At 64.6% G+C, this 20,466-nt stretch carries 15 protein-coding genes and 1 riboswitch; of the genes, 7 read left to right on the forward strand and 8 right to left on the reverse strand.

The window, feature by feature from the left end; genetic code table 11:
• Positions 1 to 162: 162 nt before the first annotated feature.
• The 7 genes from metE to ACMZ6R_RS16545 form a co-directional block, all read right to left on the reverse strand.
• On the reverse strand, positions 163 to 2,469 hold the full coding sequence (gene metE / locus ACMZ6R_RS16515; RefSeq protein ID WP_416113461.1) for a 5-methyltetrahydropteroyltriglutamate--homocysteine S-methyltransferase: 2,307 nt from the start codon (positions 2,467 to 2,469) through the stop codon (positions 163 to 165).
• A gap of 183 nt (positions 2,470 to 2,652) precedes the next feature.
• Positions 2,653 to 2,859, reverse strand: a riboswitch (cobalamin riboswitch).
• Between the two features lie 175 nt (positions 2,860 to 3,034).
• Complete coding sequence (locus ACMZ6R_RS16520; protein ID WP_416113463.1) at positions 3,035 to 4,519, reverse strand: glutamine amidotransferase-related protein; 1,485 nt, start codon at positions 4,517 to 4,519, stop codon at positions 3,035 to 3,037.
• Between the two features lie 72 nt (positions 4,520 to 4,591).
• Positions 4,592 to 6,022 carry an outer membrane homotrimeric porin gene (locus tag ACMZ6R_RS16525; protein WP_416113465.1) on the reverse strand — a complete coding sequence of 477 codons (1,431 nt, stop codon included), beginning with the start codon at positions 6,020 to 6,022 and terminating at the stop codon, positions 4,592 to 4,594.
• Positions 6,023 to 6,343: 321 nt separating this feature from the next.
• A complete protein-coding gene (locus ACMZ6R_RS16530) occupies positions 6,344 to 7,738 on the reverse strand; it encodes a glutamate decarboxylase (protein ID WP_416113467.1) in 1,395 nt (464 codons plus the stop codon).
• A 35-nt stretch (positions 7,739 to 7,773) separates the two neighbouring features.
• The gene (locus ACMZ6R_RS16535; RefSeq protein ID WP_416113469.1) at positions 7,774 to 9,216 is read right to left on the reverse strand and encodes an amino acid permease; all 1,443 of its coding nucleotides are present in this window, start codon (positions 9,214 to 9,216) and stop codon (positions 7,774 to 7,776) included.
• 576 nt (positions 9,217 to 9,792) lie between these two features.
• On the reverse strand, positions 9,793 to 11,472 hold the full coding sequence (locus ACMZ6R_RS16540; protein ID WP_416113471.1) for a hypothetical protein: 1,680 nt from the start codon (positions 11,470 to 11,472) through the stop codon (positions 9,793 to 9,795).
• Between the two features lie 258 nt (positions 11,473 to 11,730).
• Positions 11,731 to 12,222, reverse strand: a complete 492-nt coding sequence (locus ACMZ6R_RS16545; RefSeq protein WP_416113473.1) for a hypothetical protein — start codon at positions 12,220 to 12,222, stop codon at positions 11,731 to 11,733.
• A gap of 225 nt (positions 12,223 to 12,447) precedes the next feature.
• On the opposite strand from ACMZ6R_RS16545, the gene ACMZ6R_RS16550 reads away from it, so the two are divergent.
• The 6 genes from ACMZ6R_RS16550 to ACMZ6R_RS16575 all read left to right on the forward strand — a co-directional run bounded on the left by ACMZ6R_RS16550 (position 12,448) and on the right by ACMZ6R_RS16575 (position 18,463).
• Complete coding sequence (locus tag ACMZ6R_RS16550; protein WP_416113475.1) at positions 12,448 to 13,593, forward strand: ABC transporter substrate-binding protein; 1,146 nt, start codon at positions 12,448 to 12,450, stop codon at positions 13,591 to 13,593.
• Between the two features lie 190 nt (positions 13,594 to 13,783).
• The gene (locus ACMZ6R_RS16555; protein WP_416113487.1) at positions 13,784 to 14,659 is read left to right on the forward strand and encodes a branched-chain amino acid ABC transporter permease; all 876 of its coding nucleotides are present in this window, start codon (positions 13,784 to 13,786) and stop codon (positions 14,657 to 14,659) included.
• The gene (locus tag ACMZ6R_RS16560) at positions 14,656 to 15,627 is read left to right on the forward strand and encodes a branched-chain amino acid ABC transporter permease (protein WP_416113477.1); all 972 of its coding nucleotides are present in this window, start codon (positions 14,656 to 14,658) and stop codon (positions 15,625 to 15,627) included. Before ACMZ6R_RS16555 ends, ACMZ6R_RS16560 begins: the two co-directional genes overlap by 4 nt.
• Positions 15,624 to 16,391, forward strand: coding sequence for an ABC transporter ATP-binding protein (locus tag ACMZ6R_RS16565; protein WP_416113479.1), 768 nt, complete (start codon positions 15,624 to 15,626; stop codon positions 16,389 to 16,391). Before ACMZ6R_RS16560 ends, ACMZ6R_RS16565 begins: the two co-directional genes overlap by 4 nt.
• On the forward strand, positions 16,391 to 17,110 hold the full coding sequence (locus ACMZ6R_RS16570) for an ABC transporter ATP-binding protein (protein ID WP_416113481.1): 720 nt from the start codon (positions 16,391 to 16,393) through the stop codon (positions 17,108 to 17,110). Before ACMZ6R_RS16565 ends, ACMZ6R_RS16570 begins: the two co-directional genes overlap by 1 nt.
• A 27-nt stretch (positions 17,111 to 17,137) precedes the next feature.
• On the forward strand, positions 17,138 to 18,463 hold the full coding sequence (locus ACMZ6R_RS16575; protein ID WP_416113483.1) for a phenylacetate--CoA ligase family protein: 1,326 nt from the start codon (positions 17,138 to 17,140) through the stop codon (positions 18,461 to 18,463).
• A gap of 4 nt (positions 18,464 to 18,467) precedes the next feature.
• Here ACMZ6R_RS16575 and ACMZ6R_RS16580 read toward each other — a convergent pair whose 3' ends face one another.
• Positions 18,468 to 18,638, reverse strand: a complete 171-nt coding sequence (locus tag ACMZ6R_RS16580) for a hypothetical protein (protein ID WP_005995726.1) — start codon at positions 18,636 to 18,638, stop codon at positions 18,468 to 18,470.
• A gap of 121 nt (positions 18,639 to 18,759) precedes the next feature.
• Here ACMZ6R_RS16580 and ACMZ6R_RS16585 point away from each other — a divergent pair, with 121 nt between their 5' ends.
• Positions 18,760 to 20,253: a DUF1800 domain-containing protein gene (locus tag ACMZ6R_RS16585; RefSeq protein ID WP_416113485.1), complete on the forward strand. Its 1,494-nt coding sequence runs from the start codon at positions 18,760 to 18,762 to the stop codon at positions 20,251 to 20,253.
• Positions 20,254 to 20,466 lie beyond the last annotated feature (213 nt).

Consider the following 20,466-nt stretch of genomic DNA (forward strand, 5'->3'; position numbering starts at 1 on the left):
CCCGGACCCCCACCCTCCCCAAAAACTTTCAAAGGGGGGCGAGACAGCTCGTTTCGAGCCAAACTCTCGTCGATAATCGATTGATAACCCTTGAAAAGTTTTTGAAGGGGGTCCAGGGGGAAACTTTTTTCAAAAAGTTTCCCCCTGGCCGCCGGAGGCTCCTTACCTCTTATTATTGAATAATACCGCGCGGACGCGGCGGGCCGCTTCCACCATATTGGCCAGGGCGGCGGTGGCTTCCGGCCAGGCCCGGGTCTTGAGCCCGCAATCGGGGTTGGCCCACAGCCGTTCGGGCGGGATGACCTCGGCCGCGCGTTCGAGCAGCGCTTCCATCTCGGCGACCGACGGCACACGCGGGCTGTGGATGTCGTAGAGCCCGGGACCTATTTCGTTGGGGTATTGGAAGTCCGCAAAGGCGGTGAGGAGTTCCATGCGGCTGCGGCTGGCCTCAATGCTGATGACGTCGGCGTCCATGGCCGCGATGGACGGCACGATGTCATTGAATTCCGCGTAGCACATGTGGGTGTGGATCTGCGTTTCCGGTTTGGCCACGGCGGCGGTCAGCCGGAAATCGTCCACGGCCAGGGCCAGGGCCATCTCCCAGTCCTTGCGCCGCAGCGGCAGCCCCTCGCGCAGGGCCGGCTCGTCGATCTGGATGACGCGCAACCCGGCGCGCTCCAGGTCCGCCACCTCGTCGCGCATGGCCAGGGCGATCTGCCGGCGCGTGGTCTCGCGGGGCTGGTCGTCGCGCACGAAGCTCCAGCACAGGATGGTCGCCGGGCCGGTGAGCATGCCCTTCATGGGCTTCTTGGTCAGGGACGCGGCATAGGTCGACCAGTCCACGGTCATGGGGCCGGGGCGCGACACGTCGCCGTAGATGACCGGCGGCTTGACGCAGCGCGCGCCGTAGCTTTGCACCCAGCCGTTTTTCGTGAAGCAGAAGCCGGCGAGCCGCTCGCCGAAATACTCCACCATGTCGTTTCGTTCGGGTTCGCCGTGCACCAGCACGTCGAGGCCGAGCGTCTCCTGCCGGGCCACCACGTCGGCGATGGTCTCCTTGAGGAAGGCTTCGTAGGCGGCGGCGTCCATCTCGCCGGTCTTGGCGCGCCGCCGGGCCTGCCGGATCGCCGGCGTCTGGGGAAAGGAGCCGATGGTGGTGGTGGGGATGGGCGGCAGGGAGAGGGCGGCCGTCTGGGTCTTGGCGCGTTCCTTATAGGGGGCCGGCCGGTGGAACATGTCCACGGTCACGGCATCCACCCGATGGCGCACAACCGCATCGGTCGCGACCCCGCTTTCCCGCCGGCTCTCCCAGGCGGCCCGGTTGTCGGCCAGGGCGGCGGCCACCTCCGGACGCTCAGGCCCGCCGGGCGCGGCGGCATCGGCCAGCAGGCGCACCTCGCGGCATTTCTGTACGGCAAAGGCCATCCAATTGCGGATGGTCGGGTCGAGGGCGGTTTCCGCCTCGAGGTCCACCGGGCAATGCAGCAGCGAACACGACGGCGCGAGCATGAGGCGCGCCGCCCCGACGTGGTCCGCCGCGAGTTCGATGCGGGCCAGGGCGGCGGCCGCGTCCACGCGCCAGATGTTGCGCCCGTCCACGAGCCCCAGCGACAAGGCGGTTTCCGGGGACAGCGCCTTGGCCACCAAGGCGATCTGTGTGGGGTCGCGCACGCAGTCGATATGGAGCGCGCCAAGGGGCAGCCCCTCCACCCAGGACAGGTTGTGGGCGATGCCGCCGAAATAGGTGGCGAGCATCACCTTCGCCGGACCGGCGGCCTTGGCGAGATCACGGTAGGCCTCACGGAACGGGCCGGCCAGGGCTTCGGGCAGGTCCTGGGCCAGGATGGGCTCGTCGAGTTCGATCCAGGGGCACAGCGCGCCCAGACGGCCGAGGATGTCCCGGTAGGCCTCGAGCAGGTCCGGGAGCAGCGAAAAGCGGTCGAAGTCGGGAGAAACGCTCTTGCCGAGCGTAAGGAAGGTGAACGGCCCGGGCAGCACGGCCTTGGCCGTGAATCCGGCTGTGGCGGCCTGGCGCGCCTCGTCGAAGATCTTCGACCCCACCACGGCAAGGCGCTGTCCCGGCGTGAACTCCGGCACGATGTAGTGGTAGTTGGTGTCGAACCACTTGGTCATCTCCATGGCCGCCACGTCGCGCGTTTTGTCCTGGACGCCCCGGGCCATGGCGAAAAAGGTGTCGAGGGGCGCCTCCCCGCCGGCATGGCCGAAGCGCTCCGGCACCGCACCAAGCAGGCAGGCCATGTCGAGCATGTGGTCGTAGAGGGAGAAGTCGCCGACCGGCACCAAATCGAGGCCGGCCTCGCCCGCAAGCTTCCAGTGCGAGAGCCGCAAGGCGGCGGCCTGCGCCTCAAGGGCGGCGGCGTCGATCCTGCCGGCCCAGTATGCTTCGAGGGCGGCCTTGAGTTCCCGGTTGCGCCCCATGCGGGGAAATCCCAGCGAATGCGTCACCATGCAACGTGCTCCTTGTTGGCCCGCGTGGTTCGCGGGCGGTTGACGTCGGCCGGCAGGGCCCCAAACGGCACGCAACAAAAAAAACCCGCCCCCGGCGGATGCGGGGAACGGGGCACGGGTGACGGTCCGGAAACGCGGGCGCGTCCGGCATATACGGTCACTCCGGCCCATGTCGCGAGGCCTGGATACCGACCGATTCGAGGCGTCTTCTGGCTTACGGGGCGGTCCCGGAGGGGACCGTCAGCATCTGGCGGCATCCTTCCCAGGCCGGCTTACGCCCGACCTAGTGGATAACCGCCGCCAAACCCCGATCACAGCAGCGCGTCTGCGACGGATTCGCACCGTCTTCCGTTTCTCGAAAGGTCCTTTACCACAAATCGACCCGTCACTGGCCCAATTCCAGCCCCTTGTCAACGTGGTGGGGGAGGGAGAAGGCGGAGGAGAGTGAAAGAGGATGCGAGAGGGGGACCCTTTTTGAAAAAAGGGTCCCCCTCTCGCGCTCTCCCCTCCCCAAAACGTTTCACGGTGTGGGGAGCGTCACAGAGGGCAAGGGAATGCATCTCTTTTATCGTGGCGTTGATTGCGCCAGGGCGTCCCGCAGGAAGCGCCGCAGCACATTTTCCGCCTGGTTGTAGGAAACCTTGATTTCCGGATGGAACTGCGTTCCGTGCAGGCGTCCGTCCTGGCTGCGCACGGCCTGAATATACGTGGACTTGGCCACGACGGTAAATCCCTGCGGCGGGTCGTACACGGCCCAGCCATGCACTTCCGGCGCGGTGAAGGGCTGGGGCAGGCCCCTAAAAAGCGGATCGTCGACGAGCGTGCGAATCTCCGCGTACCGGGCCGGCTTTTCCATGGCGGAGATATCGGAGCGGCCCATGGAGCGCACGCGCGTGTAGCCGGAGGCGAAGGAAAGCATCTGGTGTCCGGCGCAGATGCCGAGGATGGGGACCGGCGCGGCGCGAATGATCTCGAATTCGCCGTTGTATTCGAACATGGGCAGGTCGTTGTAATCGGCATTGTTGCCGCTGAGCAGGATGGCCACGGGCTTTTTCGCAAGCGCCTCGTACATGGCCATGCTCGCCTCGTAATACGGCACGGTCACGGTCGAGAGCTCCGGGACCATCTCATGGACGCGCGCGGCCAGCTCCGTAAACGCCGCGCCGTTGTGCTGGTTGCCGATGACAAGGACATACGGCCCGGCCGGCGGGCTCGGCACCGGGGGAAGACCCGGGGAATACAGCAGCAGTTCGTTTATGCCCGGGGCATAGCCGGTCCAGCCGCTGATCTCCAGCCGCCAGAACCGGGCCGAGACCCCGGCAAAATCGAGAATGAAGCGGTAGGTGTCGCCGTCGGTGACCTTGACGGCCTCCTTCCAGGTGACGCCGTCGGGGCTGGCCAGCCAGCGGAAGGCCACCGGCCAGCCGTCCCGGTTGCCGGAATCGGCCAGCATCCAGATGCGGCTTATGCTGCGCTCCCGCCCCAGATCCAGTTCCACCCAGGCCGTGTCCGGACCCGGAGGCGCGGCCCGCCACTGGGTGGAGAGGCCCTGGTCGGTATAGTCGAGGAGATTCTTGGGGTCCGAGCCGCTTGAGACCTTCACGCTTACGGGCACGGCCCGGGTCAGGTTCATGAACGCCTTGTCGCTGGCCGTATCCACTGAAAAGCGGCTGACGGCCCACGGCCCGTGCGCGCCCGCCTCGTCCGTGGCCCGCACGCGCCAGTACCAGCGGGTCCCATCCGCCAGGGGCTTTTGGTCGGGAATGGCCAGGGCGCTGACGCCTTCGGGGTTTTCCGGCAGCGTGTAGTCGAGGCGGTCTTCGGCAAAGGCCTTGTCCCGGGCGAGCTGGATTTCGTAGACGCGCTTGCCCTGGCCGCCCGTGGCGTTTTTAAACGACAAAAGCGGCGTCCGGCGGGTGACGATGACGTCGAAATCGGGGTTGGTGGTGAGCTGCGGCGCGCTGATCGGACACGCCGCCAGGGCCACGGCGCCGGACAGGCCGCCGAGTATTACGGCGAGGACCAGCAGAGGCGACATCCGGTATCTCATGCGGGCACTCCTTGGGCCGGCACAGCATCCGGCCGTTGCGGCGCATCGTGAAACGACCGACCGCGCCAGGCGTTAAAAGGTATAGATGATGCCAAGCGCCGCCTGCCAGGCGTCGCCGGCCTGATTCACCATGCGATGTCCCCAGATGCTCGAGTGGAGCCCTTCGGGATGGGCCCAGCCCAGCTCGCCGATCAGGTTCACGGCGTCGGTCAGGGCGTACACATGCTCGCAGGCCACGGAGTAGAGGTTTTCGCCCTGGGCCAGGTCCTGCCCCATGGTGACATAGGAACCGGGGCCCCCCGTGACGGCCACGGCCTTGCGCAGGCCCGCCGGCGAGCTGGTGCCCGTGGCATAGGAAAAGGCGACCAGGGAGGTCAGGCGCGGCACGATGCTGATTTTGCTGAAATTAAGCACCAATCCCATGCTGCCCTGGGGCGTGGTGTTCATGGCCGCCTGGGTCAGATATTGGTCGGCGTTGAACAGAAACGAGCCGGCGGGCCCCCATTCCGTGTTGATGGCGGGCAGCCGTTCCGAGCCGTTGGACAGCCCGGAATCCTCGCCGCTGCCGTACCAGCCGAGGAGCTGGGGCGCGACCATGGCGAAGCCGGTGTATTCCAGGGCCGCGTCCGCGAACCAGCCGCGCCGGCGGCAGCGTTCCCGGTCGGCGGCGAAGGCGTCGCCGTAGACCGCGTCGGCATAGAGCTTGAGCGGCATCGGCAGCTCGGCGGTCAGGGTGAAGCCGGTCCAGAAGGCGGCGCTCTGGTTGTCGGCAAAGCCCGTCGGGGTCACGAAGGACCCGGCGGCGCGCAGGGAGTTGCTCATGGAGTCCGGCAGGTCGGCGGCGCGGCCGAGGATGGCCACCGCGCCCCAGGGCGTGACGTGCGTGCCCGAAATCGACACCGGCAGCGTGATGAAGGTGAGATCCAGCTCGTCGCCGACTTGCGTGGTGGTGGTGTCGTAGGTCCGGTTGGTGTCCACCAGCCGGGCGTAGCCGGCCGTGACGCCGAGCCGGTCCTCGAGCAGCGGGGCGCTGACGACCAGGGCGGCCGCGTCGCTGTTGCCCGAGTCCGTGCCCAGGACCACGGAGTCGTAGAAGACCGAGGTATGGGGCAGGGACAGGGGCTGGTAGCCGGCCGTCACCTTGATGGCCGTATCAGGCAGGGTGAACTGGAGGTAGCACTGGTAGGACTCGATGGCGGTCGTCGGATTGGCCGCCGTCAGGGTGCCGTGGCCCCAGGTCTGGTTGTTGACGCGAAGCCCCAGGCGAAAGGCCAGATTTTCGTTGGCGGCAAGATCGACATGCAGGCGCATGCGCTGCCAGAAATTCAGGGTGTCCGCGGTCTGGGTGCCGTCGGCGTTCCAGCCGGTGTAGTTCTGGTTGCTGAAGAACGTGCCCTGCACGCGGAAATCGCCGTACATGGAAACGGAGGTTGCGGCCGAGGCGGTGGCGGCGAGAAGGCAGGCGGCGACAAGAACAAGAGCGGCGGACCGAAATCGGGGCATGGCGGAGTTCCTACGTGTTGCGCCCTTAAAAAATACGGCTGCGGCACTTGTGAAAAGGCGGCGGCTGAGAGCCTCCGTGGCCTGGGTGGGGCTTGCGCCCCTTGGGCTCCCCGAAGGATCTCCCGGCCGGCCTTTCGCGCGCAAGCCGGCGCTCGCGCGCGCGGGTTTTCCGCAAAAGCCTCGCCAGTATTTCTTAAGACAGACCTCAATGGTATTGGCATGTTCCCTTACGACATGCGGCCACGGACTTCGAGAACGCGCGACGGAGACCGGCCCCGGGCTGGCAAACGCTCCGGGGCCGGTCCGCGACGGTGCGCGGGTTTAGGTATGGCTGAACCCCGAGGCCGTTTCCGCGGTCAGGGATTGGGTCACGGGGTTTTGGGCGAAGTAGGCCAGGCAGCGTTTGAGGTCCTCGACCAGCAGGTCGGCCAGGTCGCGGCTGAAGCCATGGCGGACCAAGGCGCGCATGACCACGAGGTCCTGGCGGTTTGGCGGCATGGAATAGGCCGGCACCTGCCAGCCCCGGGAACGCAGCCGGTCGGACAGGTCGTAGAGGTTGAAGTTGTGCTTCTTCCCTTCGACAAGGCTCCAACTCACGGCCGGAATGCCGCCCCGGCCGTCGTAGATGACCTCGAAGTCCGGGACTTCCCGAAGCGCGTCGCCCAGGTAGGCGGCCGTGTCGTAGCAGGCCGACTGGATCTTGTGGTAGCCTTCGCGGCCAAGGCGCAGGAAATTGTAGTATTGGGCGATGATCTGGCCGCCGGGGCGCGAGAAGTTGAGCGCGAAGGTCGGCATGTTGCCGCCGAGGTAATTGACCTGGAAGATCAGGTCCTCGGGCAGTTCCTTGGCGTCGCGCCACACCACCCAGCCGACGCCGAGCGGCGACAGGCCGAACTTGTGGCCCGAGGCGTTGATGGACTTGACCCGGGGCAGCCGGAAATCCCACAGCAGGTCGGGATCGCGAAACGGGGCCAGAAAGCCGCCGCTGGCGCCGTCCACATGCACCGGGATGTCGCAGTCGGTGTCGGCCTGGTACTTGTCCAGGGCCTTGCATACCGCTTCGACGGGCTCGTACTGGCAGGTGAAGGTCACGCCGAGCGTCGGCACCACGCCGATGGTGTTTTCGTCGCAGCGTTTGATGACTTCCTCGGGGCTCATGATGAGCCGGTCGTGTTCCATGGGGATTTCGCGCAGTTCGACGTCCCAGTAGCGGGCGAACTTGTGCCAGCAGACCTGGACCGGGCCGCAGATCATGTTGGGTTTGTCGGTCGGCTTGCCGGCGGCCTTGCGGGCGGCCCGCCAGCGCCATTTCATGGCCAGCCCGCCGAGCATGGCCGCCTCGCTCGAGCCGGTGGTGGAGCAGCCCATGGTGTTGGCGGCCTCGGGCGAGTGCCACAGGTCGGCCAGCATGTGCACGCAGCGCGCTTCCAGCTCGGCGGTCTGGGGGTACTCGTCCTTGTCGATCATGTTCTTGTCGAGGCATTCGTCCATCAGCCGGTGAATCTCGGGATCGGCCCAGGTCTGGCAGAAGGTGGCCAGATTCTGGCGGGAATTGCCGTCGAGCATCAGTTCGTCGTGCACGACCTGATAGGCGTGTCTGGCCTCGATTTCTTTTTTGGGAAAGCGGTACTTGGGCATGCGCACCGAAAGGTCGCTCGACGCATACACATCGTCCAGGAGATCGTCGCGGACCGTGTCCTTCTGATGCAAGGGCATAAAAGCGCCTCCTTCGTTACGGTTTCGCCGGCGGCCTATTTGCCGACCTGGCGCCAGCCGGGTTTCTTGCAGGCGTTGATGACCAGCGGCAGGCCGACGAAGACCACCAGGCCGGCCGCCACGAGGCCCACGTACAGGGCGGGATTGCCCACGGGAAGGTTCGTCGGCGGGAAAAAGCCGACCACCAGGGAGAACGTCACGCCGATAAGGCCGATGCCCGCGACCAGGCACATGCCGACGATGCCGCCGGGAACCTTGTAGGAACGCGGCAGGTCGGGACGAGTCAGACGCAACCGGATGGCGGCGGCGTACATGAGGATGTACATCACGAGATAGAGGGTGACGGTCATGGCCGAAAGCACGAAAAAGGCCACGCTCACGTTGTCCATGATGAAGTAGAGGGCGGCGAGCAGGCTGACGATCACGCCCTGGATGAGCAGGATGTTGATCTGCACGCCGTTCTTGTTGACCTTGGCCATAAAGGGCGGAATCTCGCCCTGCTTGGCCGTCTCGAGCAGGCCCCGGCTCGGCCCGCCGATCCAGGACATGACGCCGCCGATGGCGCCGAAGGCCGCAAGCAGCCCCATGACCGGCGTCAAAAAGCCGATGTCGAATTTGTCGAACAGCTGCTTGAAGGCCTGCATGAGCCCGGCTGTGAGGCTGATCTCCGAGGCCGGAACCACGGCGGCCACGGCCAGGGAACCGAGCATGAACAGCAGGAAGATCACGGCCGCGGACAAAAACATGCTTTCCGGAAACTGGCGGGACGGGTTCTCCATTTCGTTGGCGTGCACGGCGTGGACCTCCACACCGGCGAAAAGGAGGATGATGCCGGCCAGGAAGGCCACGCTGCCAAGGCCGGTGATGTGGGGGAAAAGCCTGGCGTGGGGGTGGCCCAGCTTGCTTGCGACGTCCGCGACCTGCCCGGCGTTCAGGAAGGCGATGGGGTTGCCCTGGTCGATCCACAACAGCCCCAGGATGATGACCACCACCCCGGGCAACACGGTGCCGAGCAGCACGCCGTACTTGGTGACCGAACTGGCCACGCCCGTTCCGGCCAGGGTCAGGAAGGTGGCCATCCAGTAGCACACCAGGATCACGATGCCGGTGTAGACGCCGTTTTGGGCCATGGCGGGCTGCATAAAGAGGTAGGCCAGACAGCTGGCCGCAAAACCGAGCACCGTGGGATACCAGACCACGTTCTGGATCCATTGGAGCCAGATGGCCGTGAACCCCCAGCGAGAACCGAACGCTTCCTTGATCCAGGTATAGACGCCGCCGCCCTTGTCGCTAAAGGCGCCGCCCAGTTCCGCCGCGACGAGAGATGCCGGGATCAGGAACATGATGGTGGAGAAAAGGATGTAAAAGACCAGGGAGAGTCCCTCTTTCGCCATCATCGGCAGTCCGCGCAGACTCACCACTGCCGCGACGGTCATCATGCTCAGCGTAAAAACCGACATCTTTTTTTTCGTCGCCATCGTGTCGTTATCCTTTTTGCATCATGCGGTATGAACGGGAATGCATCCGTTGCGTTGCCTCGCGCCGCATAGGGCCGTTATATTTACAACGGTAGCATGCTTGACGCCAAATGAGAAATAAGATTGTTAAATTTCTTTCAAGTCTTGTGATGATCTATGATATCTGCATGTTACAGAAAAATTACAATAAAACAACATACCCGCGTGACCCTTGCCCCCGGAACACACCGTTTTGAAAAGAGGGGGCGCGGAGGGGGAATTCTTTAAAAAGTTGAATGGGTATAGTGAGTTATTGGACGCGAGAATGGCTGTGGAGAAAGGCCATTCAAGCGCTGTCGGAGGAAATCGAGGGCGGTCCGCCCAAGATTTTTGGGGTGAAGCACAAGGGCTAGGCGGCACGGCGGCGTCTTCGCGGCGAAGGCGTCGAGTCGGCAGGCCGGAATTTCGGGGGTGACGGTGACGGCGCAATCACCATGGCGCGCCGTGCCGCGCGGGGAAAGGGCGATCTAAGGAGGGCTCTCTAAAAAGAGGCGGGCGAACAGGAGGGCGCTCTGAAAGGAGGGCGGGCGCGGTTGCTCAGCTTACGCCGGACGCGTCGTCGAGGCCGCGAAAAACCGAGAGAAGGCCGTCGAGCGTCAGTTGCATCTTGCTTCCGACCTTTCTCGCGGACGCGGTGCTGTTCTTGTCCACATTGATAAGGGTATCCGCCAGCGCCATATGGTTTTCGTTGCGCTTGCCACCGGTGATGGTGGACGAGTGCACGTTCGTTTCGGTGTGGGTCAGGCCGCGCTTGTCATCGACCGAGGCCTCGTCCATGTCGACCGAAGCATGGTCCACCGCGAGGCCATCCTTGTACGTCTCCACAGAATGACTGGTGTTGCGCAGATACACCGCATCCTGGTCCTCGGTCAGGCCCGTGACGGTCATAAACCCGGTGAAGTCCGGCAGAGGATTTTCCCGGACGACTTCCGAGTCGCGCTGCTGCAGTACCTTCTTGCCGTCCTGATACAGCGTGTTTTCCCAGGAACTGCTGTGCGGGACGTCGCTTGCAGTGCCTCTGCTCGTGCTTTGGGCGGCGTTGAAGTTTCCATTGGCAATGTAGCCGAGCGTCGCGTTCACAGGCGCGGCGGCATTCTCGATCTGCTTTTCCTTGCCGTCGGCCAGCAGCTTCTGCGCTCCGAGCGGCGTCGTGGCGCTGTATTGTTGCTCGGTCAGGGAAAGCGCTTCGAGGATGTCCGGTCGTTTGGGCAACCTGTGTTCGGACGTGGCTTGCTGTGTGGCCTCGGCATGGCTGTGCTGGACGAGTTCGCCCTTGTTGTATTGGCTGACGTCGAGTTGCTGCGATTGGGAAAGCCCTTTTGCATACGAATCCTTGAAAGATGCCTGGCTTACCACCTTTCCGTCATTGTCGTACACGGATTGGCTTACTGAAAAATCCGTATTGTTTTCAATTTCATCTGTCGTGTTGATACTCTCACCGGTATCGAAACTCATTCGGTCCGTTGCATTTTTCACCCGCATGGTCTGGGATATCGATGTCGTTCGAAAAATTTTGCCATTGTCATTATATTCTATAATATCGGCTGAATAATTTTTTGATATTAGATCACTCGTCACGTTTCCAGTGACGCCTTCCATGAGATTCACAGCGAGATCTTCCAGCGTGTCGGCATTGCCGATAGAATCGTCATGTAATTTTACATTTGCGTAATAGGAAGCGTCAACGTCCATGGAGTCATGGAGTTCCCTGGTGATATTTCCATTCTTGAACCATTGAATGTCACGCTGCAGCGTGGATGTGGTATGGGTCGAATCGCCGCCCTCGGGCGCGTAGAGCTCGGTATGGACACGGCTGCTCAACTTGCCGCTTTTATCAAATTCTTCAATATCCCTGGTGACAGTCCCGGCGGTGATGGATCCCGTTTCCTTGCGCACGAGCTTGGCGCCGTCATATTCCAGGATCTCCATCTTCGAGCCCTTGATGGAGGTCTTTTGCTTGTGGCCGTTGCCCAGAGTGACGGTTCCCTCTTTGAGGTCGTATTGCGTCTTCCAAGGACTTTCGACGGGGGCTGCATCCGATGTGTCCGCCGTATCGCTTTGTTCGACGCTTTCACGGCTTTTGGCCAGGGCCTCCTGCGAGAACGTGACCGTGTCGCCCGATGTGGCGGAAGACGTCGACGGGTCGCGGTTGCCCATCGTAAAAGAAGAGGAAGGTACAGCCGTCCTGAACAGCGTCGAAAGTGTGGGCTGGATCACGTCAATCTCCTTCGTGATGCGTGCCGTTATGTCTGTTCTGTCCGTTATGATAGAAATGATCGGCTGAAAGAGAAAAAAACTTTAGCGGCCTGTAACGGAGTATTCGCCAGGACGTCTCTCGGGCAGGGGAGGCTCTGCCTCTCCTGCACCTCACCGCCGGGGGGCTTGATGCCCCCCGGACCCCCCTTTACCGGGTTGGGATGGTGGGATGGGAGTGCTGTTGGGAGGCGGGAGGCCGTATGTTCGTTGCCGTCGCCGCTAGAACAGGTAGCCGTAGGTGGTGGCCAGCTTGTCGGTCTTGCCGAGGATTTCCTCGACGGTCTGGTCCATGCCCGGGGCGTCGACGATGCCGGCTTCGGAGGTGAGGAAGTATTTGAGCGAGCCTTCCTTGGAGGAGAACAGCCAGGAGATGGAGTAGATGGAGGCCACGTTGGGGCGGCCGGGAAATTCTTCCTTGGTTTTGATGGCGATGACGATTTTCTTTTCGTCCTTGCCGGACGGCTGCATGAGCGAGGAGCGGCCGAGCATTTCCTTGATGCGATAGGCCAGGCGTGCGCCGAGGGGGTCGCTGTCGTCGTGTTCGATGGCCACGGGGATTTTCTTGCCGTTCTGGTCGTCTTTTTTGGCGGGGCTGTTGGCCGGGGCCGCTGCGGCCTGGGGCGCGGGGGCCTTGGCCTGGGCCAGGGCCGGGCCGGCGGCAAGGGTCGAAAGCGCCAGGGCGACCAGGACGGCGCGCAGGATCGGGTACATGGGCATGCTCCTTGCTGCGGGGATGGTTGTGTCTTACCCGGGCATAATCCAGGCGTTGCGCCGTTGGCAAGCCGACCCGGGAAAGCCGGCGTCATGGGGGCGTTTGCGGTTCCCTTCAGGCCCGTTCTCGACTATAGGGGCGGGACGTGAATCGACGACATCGGCGTTTGCCGCGCGACGGGGATTGCCGTCTCGCGCGGCGGCGTCTTGCACAAGGAGCCCTTGATGCGACTGCATGCCCTTTTTTGCGCCCTGGCCGCACTGTTTGCCTTGTCCGTCTCCCCAGCGCAGGCCGCCGATCCCGTACGCCTCGGGGCGGTGCTGTCGGTCACCGGCCCGGCCTCGTTTCTGGGCGAGCCGGAGAAGAACACCATCCAGATGGAAGTGGACAAGATCAACGCCGCCGGCGGCGTGTTGGGCCGGCCCCTCGAGGTCGTGATCCTGGACGACGAAACGGGCGTCAACAAGGCTGTTCTGGCCACGGACCGGTTGCTCAAAAAGGAGCGGGTCTCGGCCATCCTGGGCCCCACCACCTCGGGCAACTCCCTGGCCGTGATGGGCAAGGCCGCCGCGGCCAAGGTGCCGCTTATTTCCTGCTCGGCCGCCGAGAAGATCACCAAGCCGGTCAATCCGTATGTCTTCAAGGTCGCGCCGTCCGACCGGCTGGCCGTGGCGCGTATCCTGGCCCACGCCAAGAAGCAGGGATACAGGAAGCTGGCCATTCTCACCGTGTCCGACGGTTTCGGCCAGGCCGGCCGCGAGGTGCTCAAGGAACTGGTCCCGGCCGACGGGTTCGAGCTTGTGGCCGATGAGGTGTTCGGTCCCAAGGACACGGACATGACGGCCCAGCTGACCAAGATCCAGGGCGCGTCCCCGGACGCCATCATCTGCTGGGGCACCAACCCCGGTCCGGCCGTGGTGGCGAAAAACCGGGTGCAGCTCGGCATCAAGACGCCGCTTTACATGAGCCATGGCGTGGCCAGCAAAAAGTTCATCGAGCTGGCCGGCGAGGCCGCCGAGGGCATCCTGCTGCCGGCGGGCAAGATCACCGTTGCCGAAAAGCTGCCGGATGCCGATCCCGAGAAGGCGCAGCTGGTGGCCTATGCCAAAGCCTATGAGGAGAAGTACCACGCCCCGGTTTCGACCTTCGGCGGGCACGGCTACGATTCGCTGCATCTGGCGGTCAAGGCCATCGAGGCGGCCGGTTCGGACAAGCCGCAGGCCATCCGCGACGCCCTGGAGAAGACCAAGAACTTCCCGGGCATCGGCGGCATCTTCACCTACAGCCCCACGGACCACGCCGGCCTCGGCCCGGATGCCTTCATCATGCTGCGCATCGAAAAGGGCGACTGGGTCATCGTCGGCGACTAAGGATTCTTTTGAAGGACGCGGCTGGGGGAAAACCTTTCTTGCAGAAAGGTTCTTCCCCCAGACCCCCTTTCCAAAGAATTTTTCAGGAAAACAGGGGTAACCAGTCCATCACTTTTAAAGAGTTTAGGAAAGGGAGAGCGCGAGAGGGGAGAACCCTTTGCAAAAGGGTTTCCCCTCTCGCTTATTCGCTATGCTCGCCGGCGCGCCGCAATATCTCGTATCGGGACTCACCCAGGGGGCTGCTTACGGCCTGATCGGGCTTGGGTTCACGATGATTTTCAACACCACGGGCATCATCAACTTCGCCCAGGGCGAGTTCGTGATGCTCGGGGGCATGTTGTCGGTGGCTTTTTTGGGCCTCGGGCTGCCGCTTCCCGTGGCGGTGCTGGCCGCCTGTCTGGCCACGGCCGTGGTCGGCGCGCTCATGGAGCGGCTCACCATCCGGCCCCTGGCCGGCGCGCCGGCGATAAACGCCGTCATCATCACCATCGGCGTCTCGATCCTGCTTCGCGGCGGGGCCATGCTGGCCTTCGGCAAGGACACCGTCGCCCTGCCGGCCTTTACCGGGGTCAGGCCGATCTTGGCCCTGGGCGCGGCCATCCAGCCCCAGAGCCTGTGGGTCCTGGCCGTGACCCTGGCCCTGCTCGCCGCGCTCAAGCTCTATTTCTCCGCCACCATCCAGGGCAAGGCCATGCTGGCCTGCGCCTGTCAGAAAAAGGCGGCCAGCCTGGTCGGGATTTCCGTGGCCAGGATGGCGCTTTTATCCTTCGGCATAAGCGGGCTGATCGGCGCGGCGGCCGGGGCGATACTGGCCCCCATCACCATGACCGCCTACGACGTGGGCATGATGCTCGGGCTCAAGGGCTTTGCCGCCTGCATCCTGGGCGGGCTCGGCAGTCCCTTTGGCGCGGCCGCCGGGGGACTCGTGCTCGGGGTGCTCGAGGCTTTCGGCGCGGGCTACGTCTCTTCGGGCTACAAGGACGCCTTCGCCTTCATCATCCTGTTGCTGCTGTTGTTCGTCAAACCGTCGGGGCTTTTCGGCAAGGCCGGGGTGGACCGGGTATGAAGCGTCCGCTGCTTGGCCGCACCATCGTCCAGGCCGGGCTTTTTCTGGCCCTGCTCCTGGCCGTGCCGTATCTGCTGCCCAACGACTATTACCTGAGCATCTGCATCCTCGGCTGCCTGAGCGCCATCATCGCCGTGGGGCTCAATCTGCTCATGGGTTACGCCGGCCAGATTTCGCTCGGTCACGCGGCTTTTTACGGCATCGGGGCGTATGTCACGGCCATCTGCACCACGCGTTTCGGCCTGCCCATCCCCGTGGGCATGGCGGCCGGGGTGGGGTTGGCCATGGTCGTGGCCTGGGTCATGGCCGAGCCGATTTTGAAGCTCAAGGGCCATTATCTGGCCATGGCCACGCTCGGGTTCGGCATCATCGTGGCCATTGTCTTCAACGAGGCCGTGGACCTGACCGGCGGCCCGTCGGGCTACGTCGGCATTCCGCGCCTGTCGCTGCTGGGCTTCGATTTCGACTCCGACCGCAGCTATTACAACCTCGTGGCCGTGGTGCTGTCCCTGGTGGTGCTTGCCTCGCTCAACCTCATGCGCTCGCGCACCGGGCGGGCGCTGCGGGCCCTGCACGTCAGCGAAAAGGCCGCCGCGTCGCTTGGCATCGACATCGCCGCCCACAAGCGTTTCGTCTTCGTGCTCTCGGCCGGATTGGCGGGACTCGCCGGCGTGCTCTACGCCCACTACCTGAGCTTTATCGCCCCGGCCTCCTTCGGCTTCGGCGTCTCGGTGCAGCTCGTGGTCATGGTGGTGCTCGGCGGCATGGCCAACGTCTGGGGTTCGGTTGTCGGCGCGCTGTTTCTGACCGCGCTGCCCGAGGCACTGCGCGAGTTCGAGGACATCGACATCCTGGTCTACGGCGCGATTTTGGTGCTCACCATCATGTACGTGCCGGACGGCCTGACCGGTGGTCTGGGGCGGCTTTTCCGCAAACTGCGCCGCGTCGGCGGAGGGGCGGCCAGGTGACGGCGCTGCTCGACGTTTCCGGCGTCACCGTGCGCTTTGGCGGCATCCACGCCCTGACCGAAGCCGATTTCGCCATCGCCCGGGGCTCGGTCACTTCGCTGATCGGCCCCAACGGCGCGGGCAAGACCACCATGCTGAACGTTATCACGGGCATGACGCACATCGACGGCGGCAGGATCTTTCTGGACGGCGGCGACATCGCCGGCCTACCGCCGCACAAGCGGGCCGCCGCCGGCGTGGTGCGCACCTTCCAGAACCTGGAAGTCTTCACCTCCATGTCCGTGCTCGAAAACGTCATGACCGGCCGCCATGCCCATACGCGCTACTGCCTCGCCGCAAGCCTGCTGCGCGCCCGGTCCTTTCGCCGGGCCGAGGCCGCCTGCCGCGAACGCGCCCTTTTCTGTCTGGATTTCGTGGGGCTTTCCGCCGAACGCGACACCCCGGCCGGCGACCTGCCCTACGGCAAACAGCGCCTGCTGGAGATCGCCCGGGGGCTGGCCGCCGACCCGAAACTGCTGCTCCTCGACGAGCCCGCCGCCGGCCTCAACTCCAAGGAGACCACCCGGCTCGGCGACCTGATCGTGGCCATCCGTGACAGGCTCGGCGTCACCATCGGCCTCGTGGAGCACGACATGGACCTCGTCATGCGCATAAGCGACCATGTCACCGTGCTCAATTTCGGCCGCCCCCTGGCCGACGGCACCCCCGAGCAGGTGCAGGCGAACCCGGAAGTGGTCAGGGCCTACCTGGGCGAGGACGACTGATGCTGACGCTTAGAAACGTCGATATCCATTATGGTCGGGTGCATGCGGTGCGCCGGGTGTCGCTCCATGTCGCTCCGGGCGAGATCGTGGCGCTTATCGGGGCCAACGGCGCGGGCAAGACCACGCTGCTCTCCGCCATCTCCGGGCTTCTGCGTGTCTCCGCCGGCGAAGTGCTCTTCGACGGCCGTTCGATCGCCGGGGCGCGGCCCGAGCGCATCGTGCGCCTGGGCCTGTCCCATGTGCCGGAGCGGCGGCTGGTGTTCGGGCCGATGACCGTGGAGGACAACCTGCTGCTCGGCGCCTATTCGCGGTATAAGCGGCGCGAGGCGCTGGCGGACCGGGACGCGATCTACGACATGTTTCCGGTCCTGGCCGAGCGCCGGGGGCAGCAGGCGGCGGCGCTTTCCGGCGGCGAGCAGCAGATGCTGGCCATCGGCCGGGCGCTGATGGCCCGGCCGCGCTGCCTGCTCCTCGACGAGCCCGGCATGGGGCTGGCCCCGCAGGTGTGCAAGGAGATTTTCCACCATGTCGGGGAGTTGCGCCGCGACAAGGGGCTCACCGTGCTTTTGGTCGAGCAGAACGCCAAGAGCGCCCTGGCCGTGGCCGACCGGGGCTATGTGCTGGAGACGGGCCGGGTGCTTCTTTCCGGCACCTCCGAGCAGCTTCTGGCCAATCACGACGTGCGACGGGCCTATCTGGGGCGGGAAAAGGACGCATAGGCGGTGCGTAAAACAGGGAGGCGGACCATGCGCGAATGTTTCGAGCCCGAGTTCGAGACCATGGACCGGGCCGATCTGGCCCAGCTGCAACTGGAGAGGCTCCAGGAGACGCTGATGCGCGTGTCGCGCAACGTGCCGCTTTATCGCAAGCGGTTCGCCGAGCGCGATATCGACCCCGAGGCCTTCACCGATCTGGCCGATGTGAAGCATCTGCCCTTTACCACCAAGGCCGATCTGCGCGAGGCCTATCCCTACGGGCTTTTCGCCGTGCCCCTGCGCGAGGTGGTCAGGCTTCACGCCTCGTCCGGCACGACGGGCAAGCCCGTGGTCGCCGGCTATACCCGAAACGATGTCAGAACCTGGTCCCGGCTGGTCGGGCGGGTGTTGGTCGCGGCCGGGGCCGGCCAGGACGACGTGGTCCAGATAGCGCTCGGCTACGGGCTTTTCACCGGCGGCATGGGCTTTCACTACGGGGCCGAGGCCGTGGGCGCGGCCGTGATTCCGGCCAGTAGCGGCGGCACGCGCCGCCAGGCGGCCATCATGCAGGATTACCGCACCTCGGTTTTCGTGGCCACGCCGAGCTACGCCCTGCATCTGGCCGAAGTCCTCGAGGCCATGGACATCAACGTCAATTCCCTGTCCCTGCGCTTCGGGCTTTTCGGGGCCGAGACCTGGACCGAGGCCATGCGCGCCGCCATCGAGGACCGGCTCAAGCTCACGGCCACGGACAATTACGGCTTAAGCGAGATCATGGGGCCGGGCGTGGCCGGCGAATGCCTGGAGCAGTCCGGCATGCACGTGAGCGAAGACCATTTCCTCATCGAGATCGTGGACCCAGCCACGGGCGAGCCGGTCCCCGACGGCGAGGAAGGGGAGCTGGTCATCACCACGCTGGCCAAGGAAGCCTTTCCCATGATCCGCTTCCGCACCGGCGACATCACCCGCATCCTCCCCGGGCCGTGCCCCTGCGGCCGCACCATGCGCCGCATCGGCCGCATTGTCGGGCGCAGCGACGACATGCTCATCATCCGGGGCGTCAACGTATTCCCCTCGCGGGTGGAGGCGTTGTTGCTCGAGGTCGAGGGCACGACCCCCAACTACCGCATCGTCGTTGCCCGCGACGGGGCCCTCGACGAGGCGCTGCTCGAGGTGGAGCCCACCGAGGAGCTGCTTTTCGACCGCGTGGCCGAGCACCAGACCCTCGTGGACAAGCTCGAGCGCCGGCTGGCCTCGGAGCTTGGCGTGGGCATCGCCGTGCGCCTGGTGGAGCCGGGGAGTCTGGCCCGGAGCCAGGAAGGCAAGACCATCCGCGTCGTGGACCGCCGGGGCCTGTCGGACAGGGGACGGTCCTGACCCGTCAGTAGGTTTTGAAGATCCAGGCGTAGAGGACGTAGATCCAGCCCAGGATGCCGTGGATGATGGCCCAGAAAATGGACTTGTTGAGTGTGAACGAGACAGCCATGGCCAGGGCCGAGCCGAAGCCCACGCCGTACTTGATCACCGTCTGTTTCATGTAGACTGGCGGCATCGATTCCTCCTTGCGGTTGTTTCATGCCTAGCAGGTATTGGTCGTGATTGCACGGTTTTCCGAACGTCTTCGCGCAATTGACATTTCCCCACACGCCGCGCAAAGTGTCGCAATGGCCGCCATGCCACGCAGCTTCCCGGCTGTCTTCTGCCGCATCGCCGTGGGCCTTTTCAGCCTGCTGACGATCGTTGTGGCGTTTTGCGGCGACGCCGCGGCCGCAACCGCCGGCGAGGCGTCGGCAAAGGACAAGGCGGTCCAGGTCGTAAACCGCCTGACCTACGGCCCGACGCCGGGACTCCTCAAGGCTGTCGCGACCATGGGCGTGCCGGCCTTCATCGACAGCCAGCTTGCCTACGAAAAATTGGAAGACCCCCCGGAACTGGCCAACGCCCTGAAAAAGCTCCCCAGCGAGTCCATGGATACCGTGCATCTGTTCCGGGAGTACGGTCCCACGGCCGCGTCCGACGCCACGCCGGGACCCGAGTCCATGCGCCGCACCTTCGACCGGGCCGGCGAGGTGGCCCTGGAAGCGGCGGACGCCCGGCTCCTGCGCGCCATCCTGTCCAAGCGGCAGCTCTACGAACTCATGGTCGCCTTCTGGAGCGACCACTTCAGCCTGGGCGCGAAAAAGGGCCTGGCCCACCTCTGGGTCGGCTCCTTCGAGCGCGAGGCCATCCGTCCCCACGCCATGGGCAAGTTTCTCGACCTGCTCATGGCCACGGCCACGCACCCGGCCATGCTCATCGCCCGGGACAACTGGAAAAACGTGGTCCACCGCGAAAACGGCGCAACGGCCAAGGAAGCCCTCGACCCGACTTACGCCGCCATCCTCATCGCCCACCAGACCTTAGGCCCGAGTGGCCCGCAAAAGCCGGCCGACACTCTGGCCCTGGCCCGCATCCTCACCGGTTGGCGCGTTGGCGCGGCCCGGGGCTCGTCTGATTCGGGCGGATTCAATTTCGACGTGGACCTGCACGACCCGTCCGACAAGGTGCTGCTCGGCCATACCATCAAGGGCACCGGCCTGTCCGAGGGCGTGGCCGCCCTGCGTATCCTGGCCAGCCATCCGGCCACGGCGAAAAATATCTGCCATAAGCTGGCCGTCTATTTCCTGGCCGACGAGCCGCCGGCCGCCCTCGTTTCCCGCATGATCGCAACCTTCGACAAGACCGATGGCGATATCCGGGAAACCCTGCGCACGCTTTTCACCAGTCCCGAATTTTTCGATCCGAAATACCGGGGCAACCGGTTCAAGTCGCCCCTGCGCCAGGTCGTCTCGGCCGTTCGGGCCGTGGGCGTCAAACCCACCGACGCCGCGGCCCTGGCCGGGGTCCTGGCCGGCCTTGGCCAGCCGCTCTATGCGGCCGACGGCCCGGAAGGCTACCCCGTGGCCGCCGCCCATTGGCAAAAGCCCGAAGCGATCATGCGCCGCGTGACCTTTGCCGGCGACCTCGCCGCCGGGCATATCCCCGGCCTTGGCGTCACGCCCAAAAAACTCGACGCCTTCGAACTGGCCGTGACCCTGGGCCCCACCGTGTCCGAAGCCGCGAAGCAGGCGGCGGCCAGATCCGGCCCGGCCGTGCTGTTGGCCTCACCGGATTTTATGAGGTATTAGACGATGATGCCTCCGGCGGCCAGGGGGAAACTTTTTGAAAAAAGTTTCCCCCTGGACCCCCTTCAAAAACTTTCAAAGGGGATGACTATCGAATTGTCCGACTGTTGAAAGGGCAAAGGGGCGAAAGAACCGGGCTTGCAAGTGTTTTATATGCCGTCAGGGATCGCTTCCATGTATGGAACCGCGTGATTCGGGCCGGGGGGCAGGCTGGGC

Source organism: Solidesulfovibrio sp. C21 (genome assembly GCF_047785625.1).
Lineage (GTDB): Bacteria > Desulfobacterota > Desulfovibrionia > Desulfovibrionales > Desulfovibrionaceae > Solidesulfovibrio.

Coding starts and splice junctions, on each gene's coding strand:
- metE (WP_416113461.1), bottom strand. CDS start 2,469: ATGGTGACGCATTCGCTGGGATTTCCCCGCATGGGGCGCAACCGGGAA.
- ACMZ6R_RS16550 (WP_416113475.1), top strand. CDS start 12,448: ATGCGACTGCATGCCCTTTTTTGCGCCCTGGCCGCACTGTTTGCCTTG.
- ACMZ6R_RS16560 (WP_416113477.1), top strand. CDS start 14,656: ATGAAGCGTCCGCTGCTTGGCCGCACCATCGTCCAGGCCGGGCTTTTT.
- ACMZ6R_RS16520 (WP_416113463.1), bottom strand. CDS start 4,519: ATGAGATACCGGATGTCGCCTCTGCTGGTCCTCGCCGTAATACTCGGC.
- ACMZ6R_RS16530 (WP_416113467.1), bottom strand. CDS start 7,738: ATGCCCTTGCATCAGAAGGACACGGTCCGCGACGATCTCCTGGACGAT.
- ACMZ6R_RS16545 (WP_416113473.1), bottom strand. CDS start 12,222: ATGTACCCGATCCTGCGCGCCGTCCTGGTCGCCCTGGCGCTTTCGACC.
- ACMZ6R_RS16570 (WP_416113481.1), top strand. CDS start 16,391: ATGCTGACGCTTAGAAACGTCGATATCCATTATGGTCGGGTGCATGCG.
- ACMZ6R_RS16585 (WP_416113485.1), top strand. CDS start 18,760: ATGCCACGCAGCTTCCCGGCTGTCTTCTGCCGCATCGCCGTGGGCCTT.
- ACMZ6R_RS16575 (WP_416113483.1), top strand. CDS start 17,138: ATGCGCGAATGTTTCGAGCCCGAGTTCGAGACCATGGACCGGGCCGAT.
- ACMZ6R_RS16580 (WP_005995726.1), bottom strand. CDS start 18,638: ATGCCGCCAGTCTACATGAAACAGACGGTGATCAAGTACGGCGTGGGC.
- ACMZ6R_RS16535 (WP_416113469.1), bottom strand. CDS start 9,216: ATGGCGACGAAAAAAAAGATGTCGGTTTTTACGCTGAGCATGATGACC.
- ACMZ6R_RS16555 (WP_416113487.1), top strand. CDS start 13,784: ATGCTCGCCGGCGCGCCGCAATATCTCGTATCGGGACTCACCCAGGGG.
- ACMZ6R_RS16525 (WP_416113465.1), bottom strand. CDS start 6,022: ATGCCCCGATTTCGGTCCGCCGCTCTTGTTCTTGTCGCCGCCTGCCTT.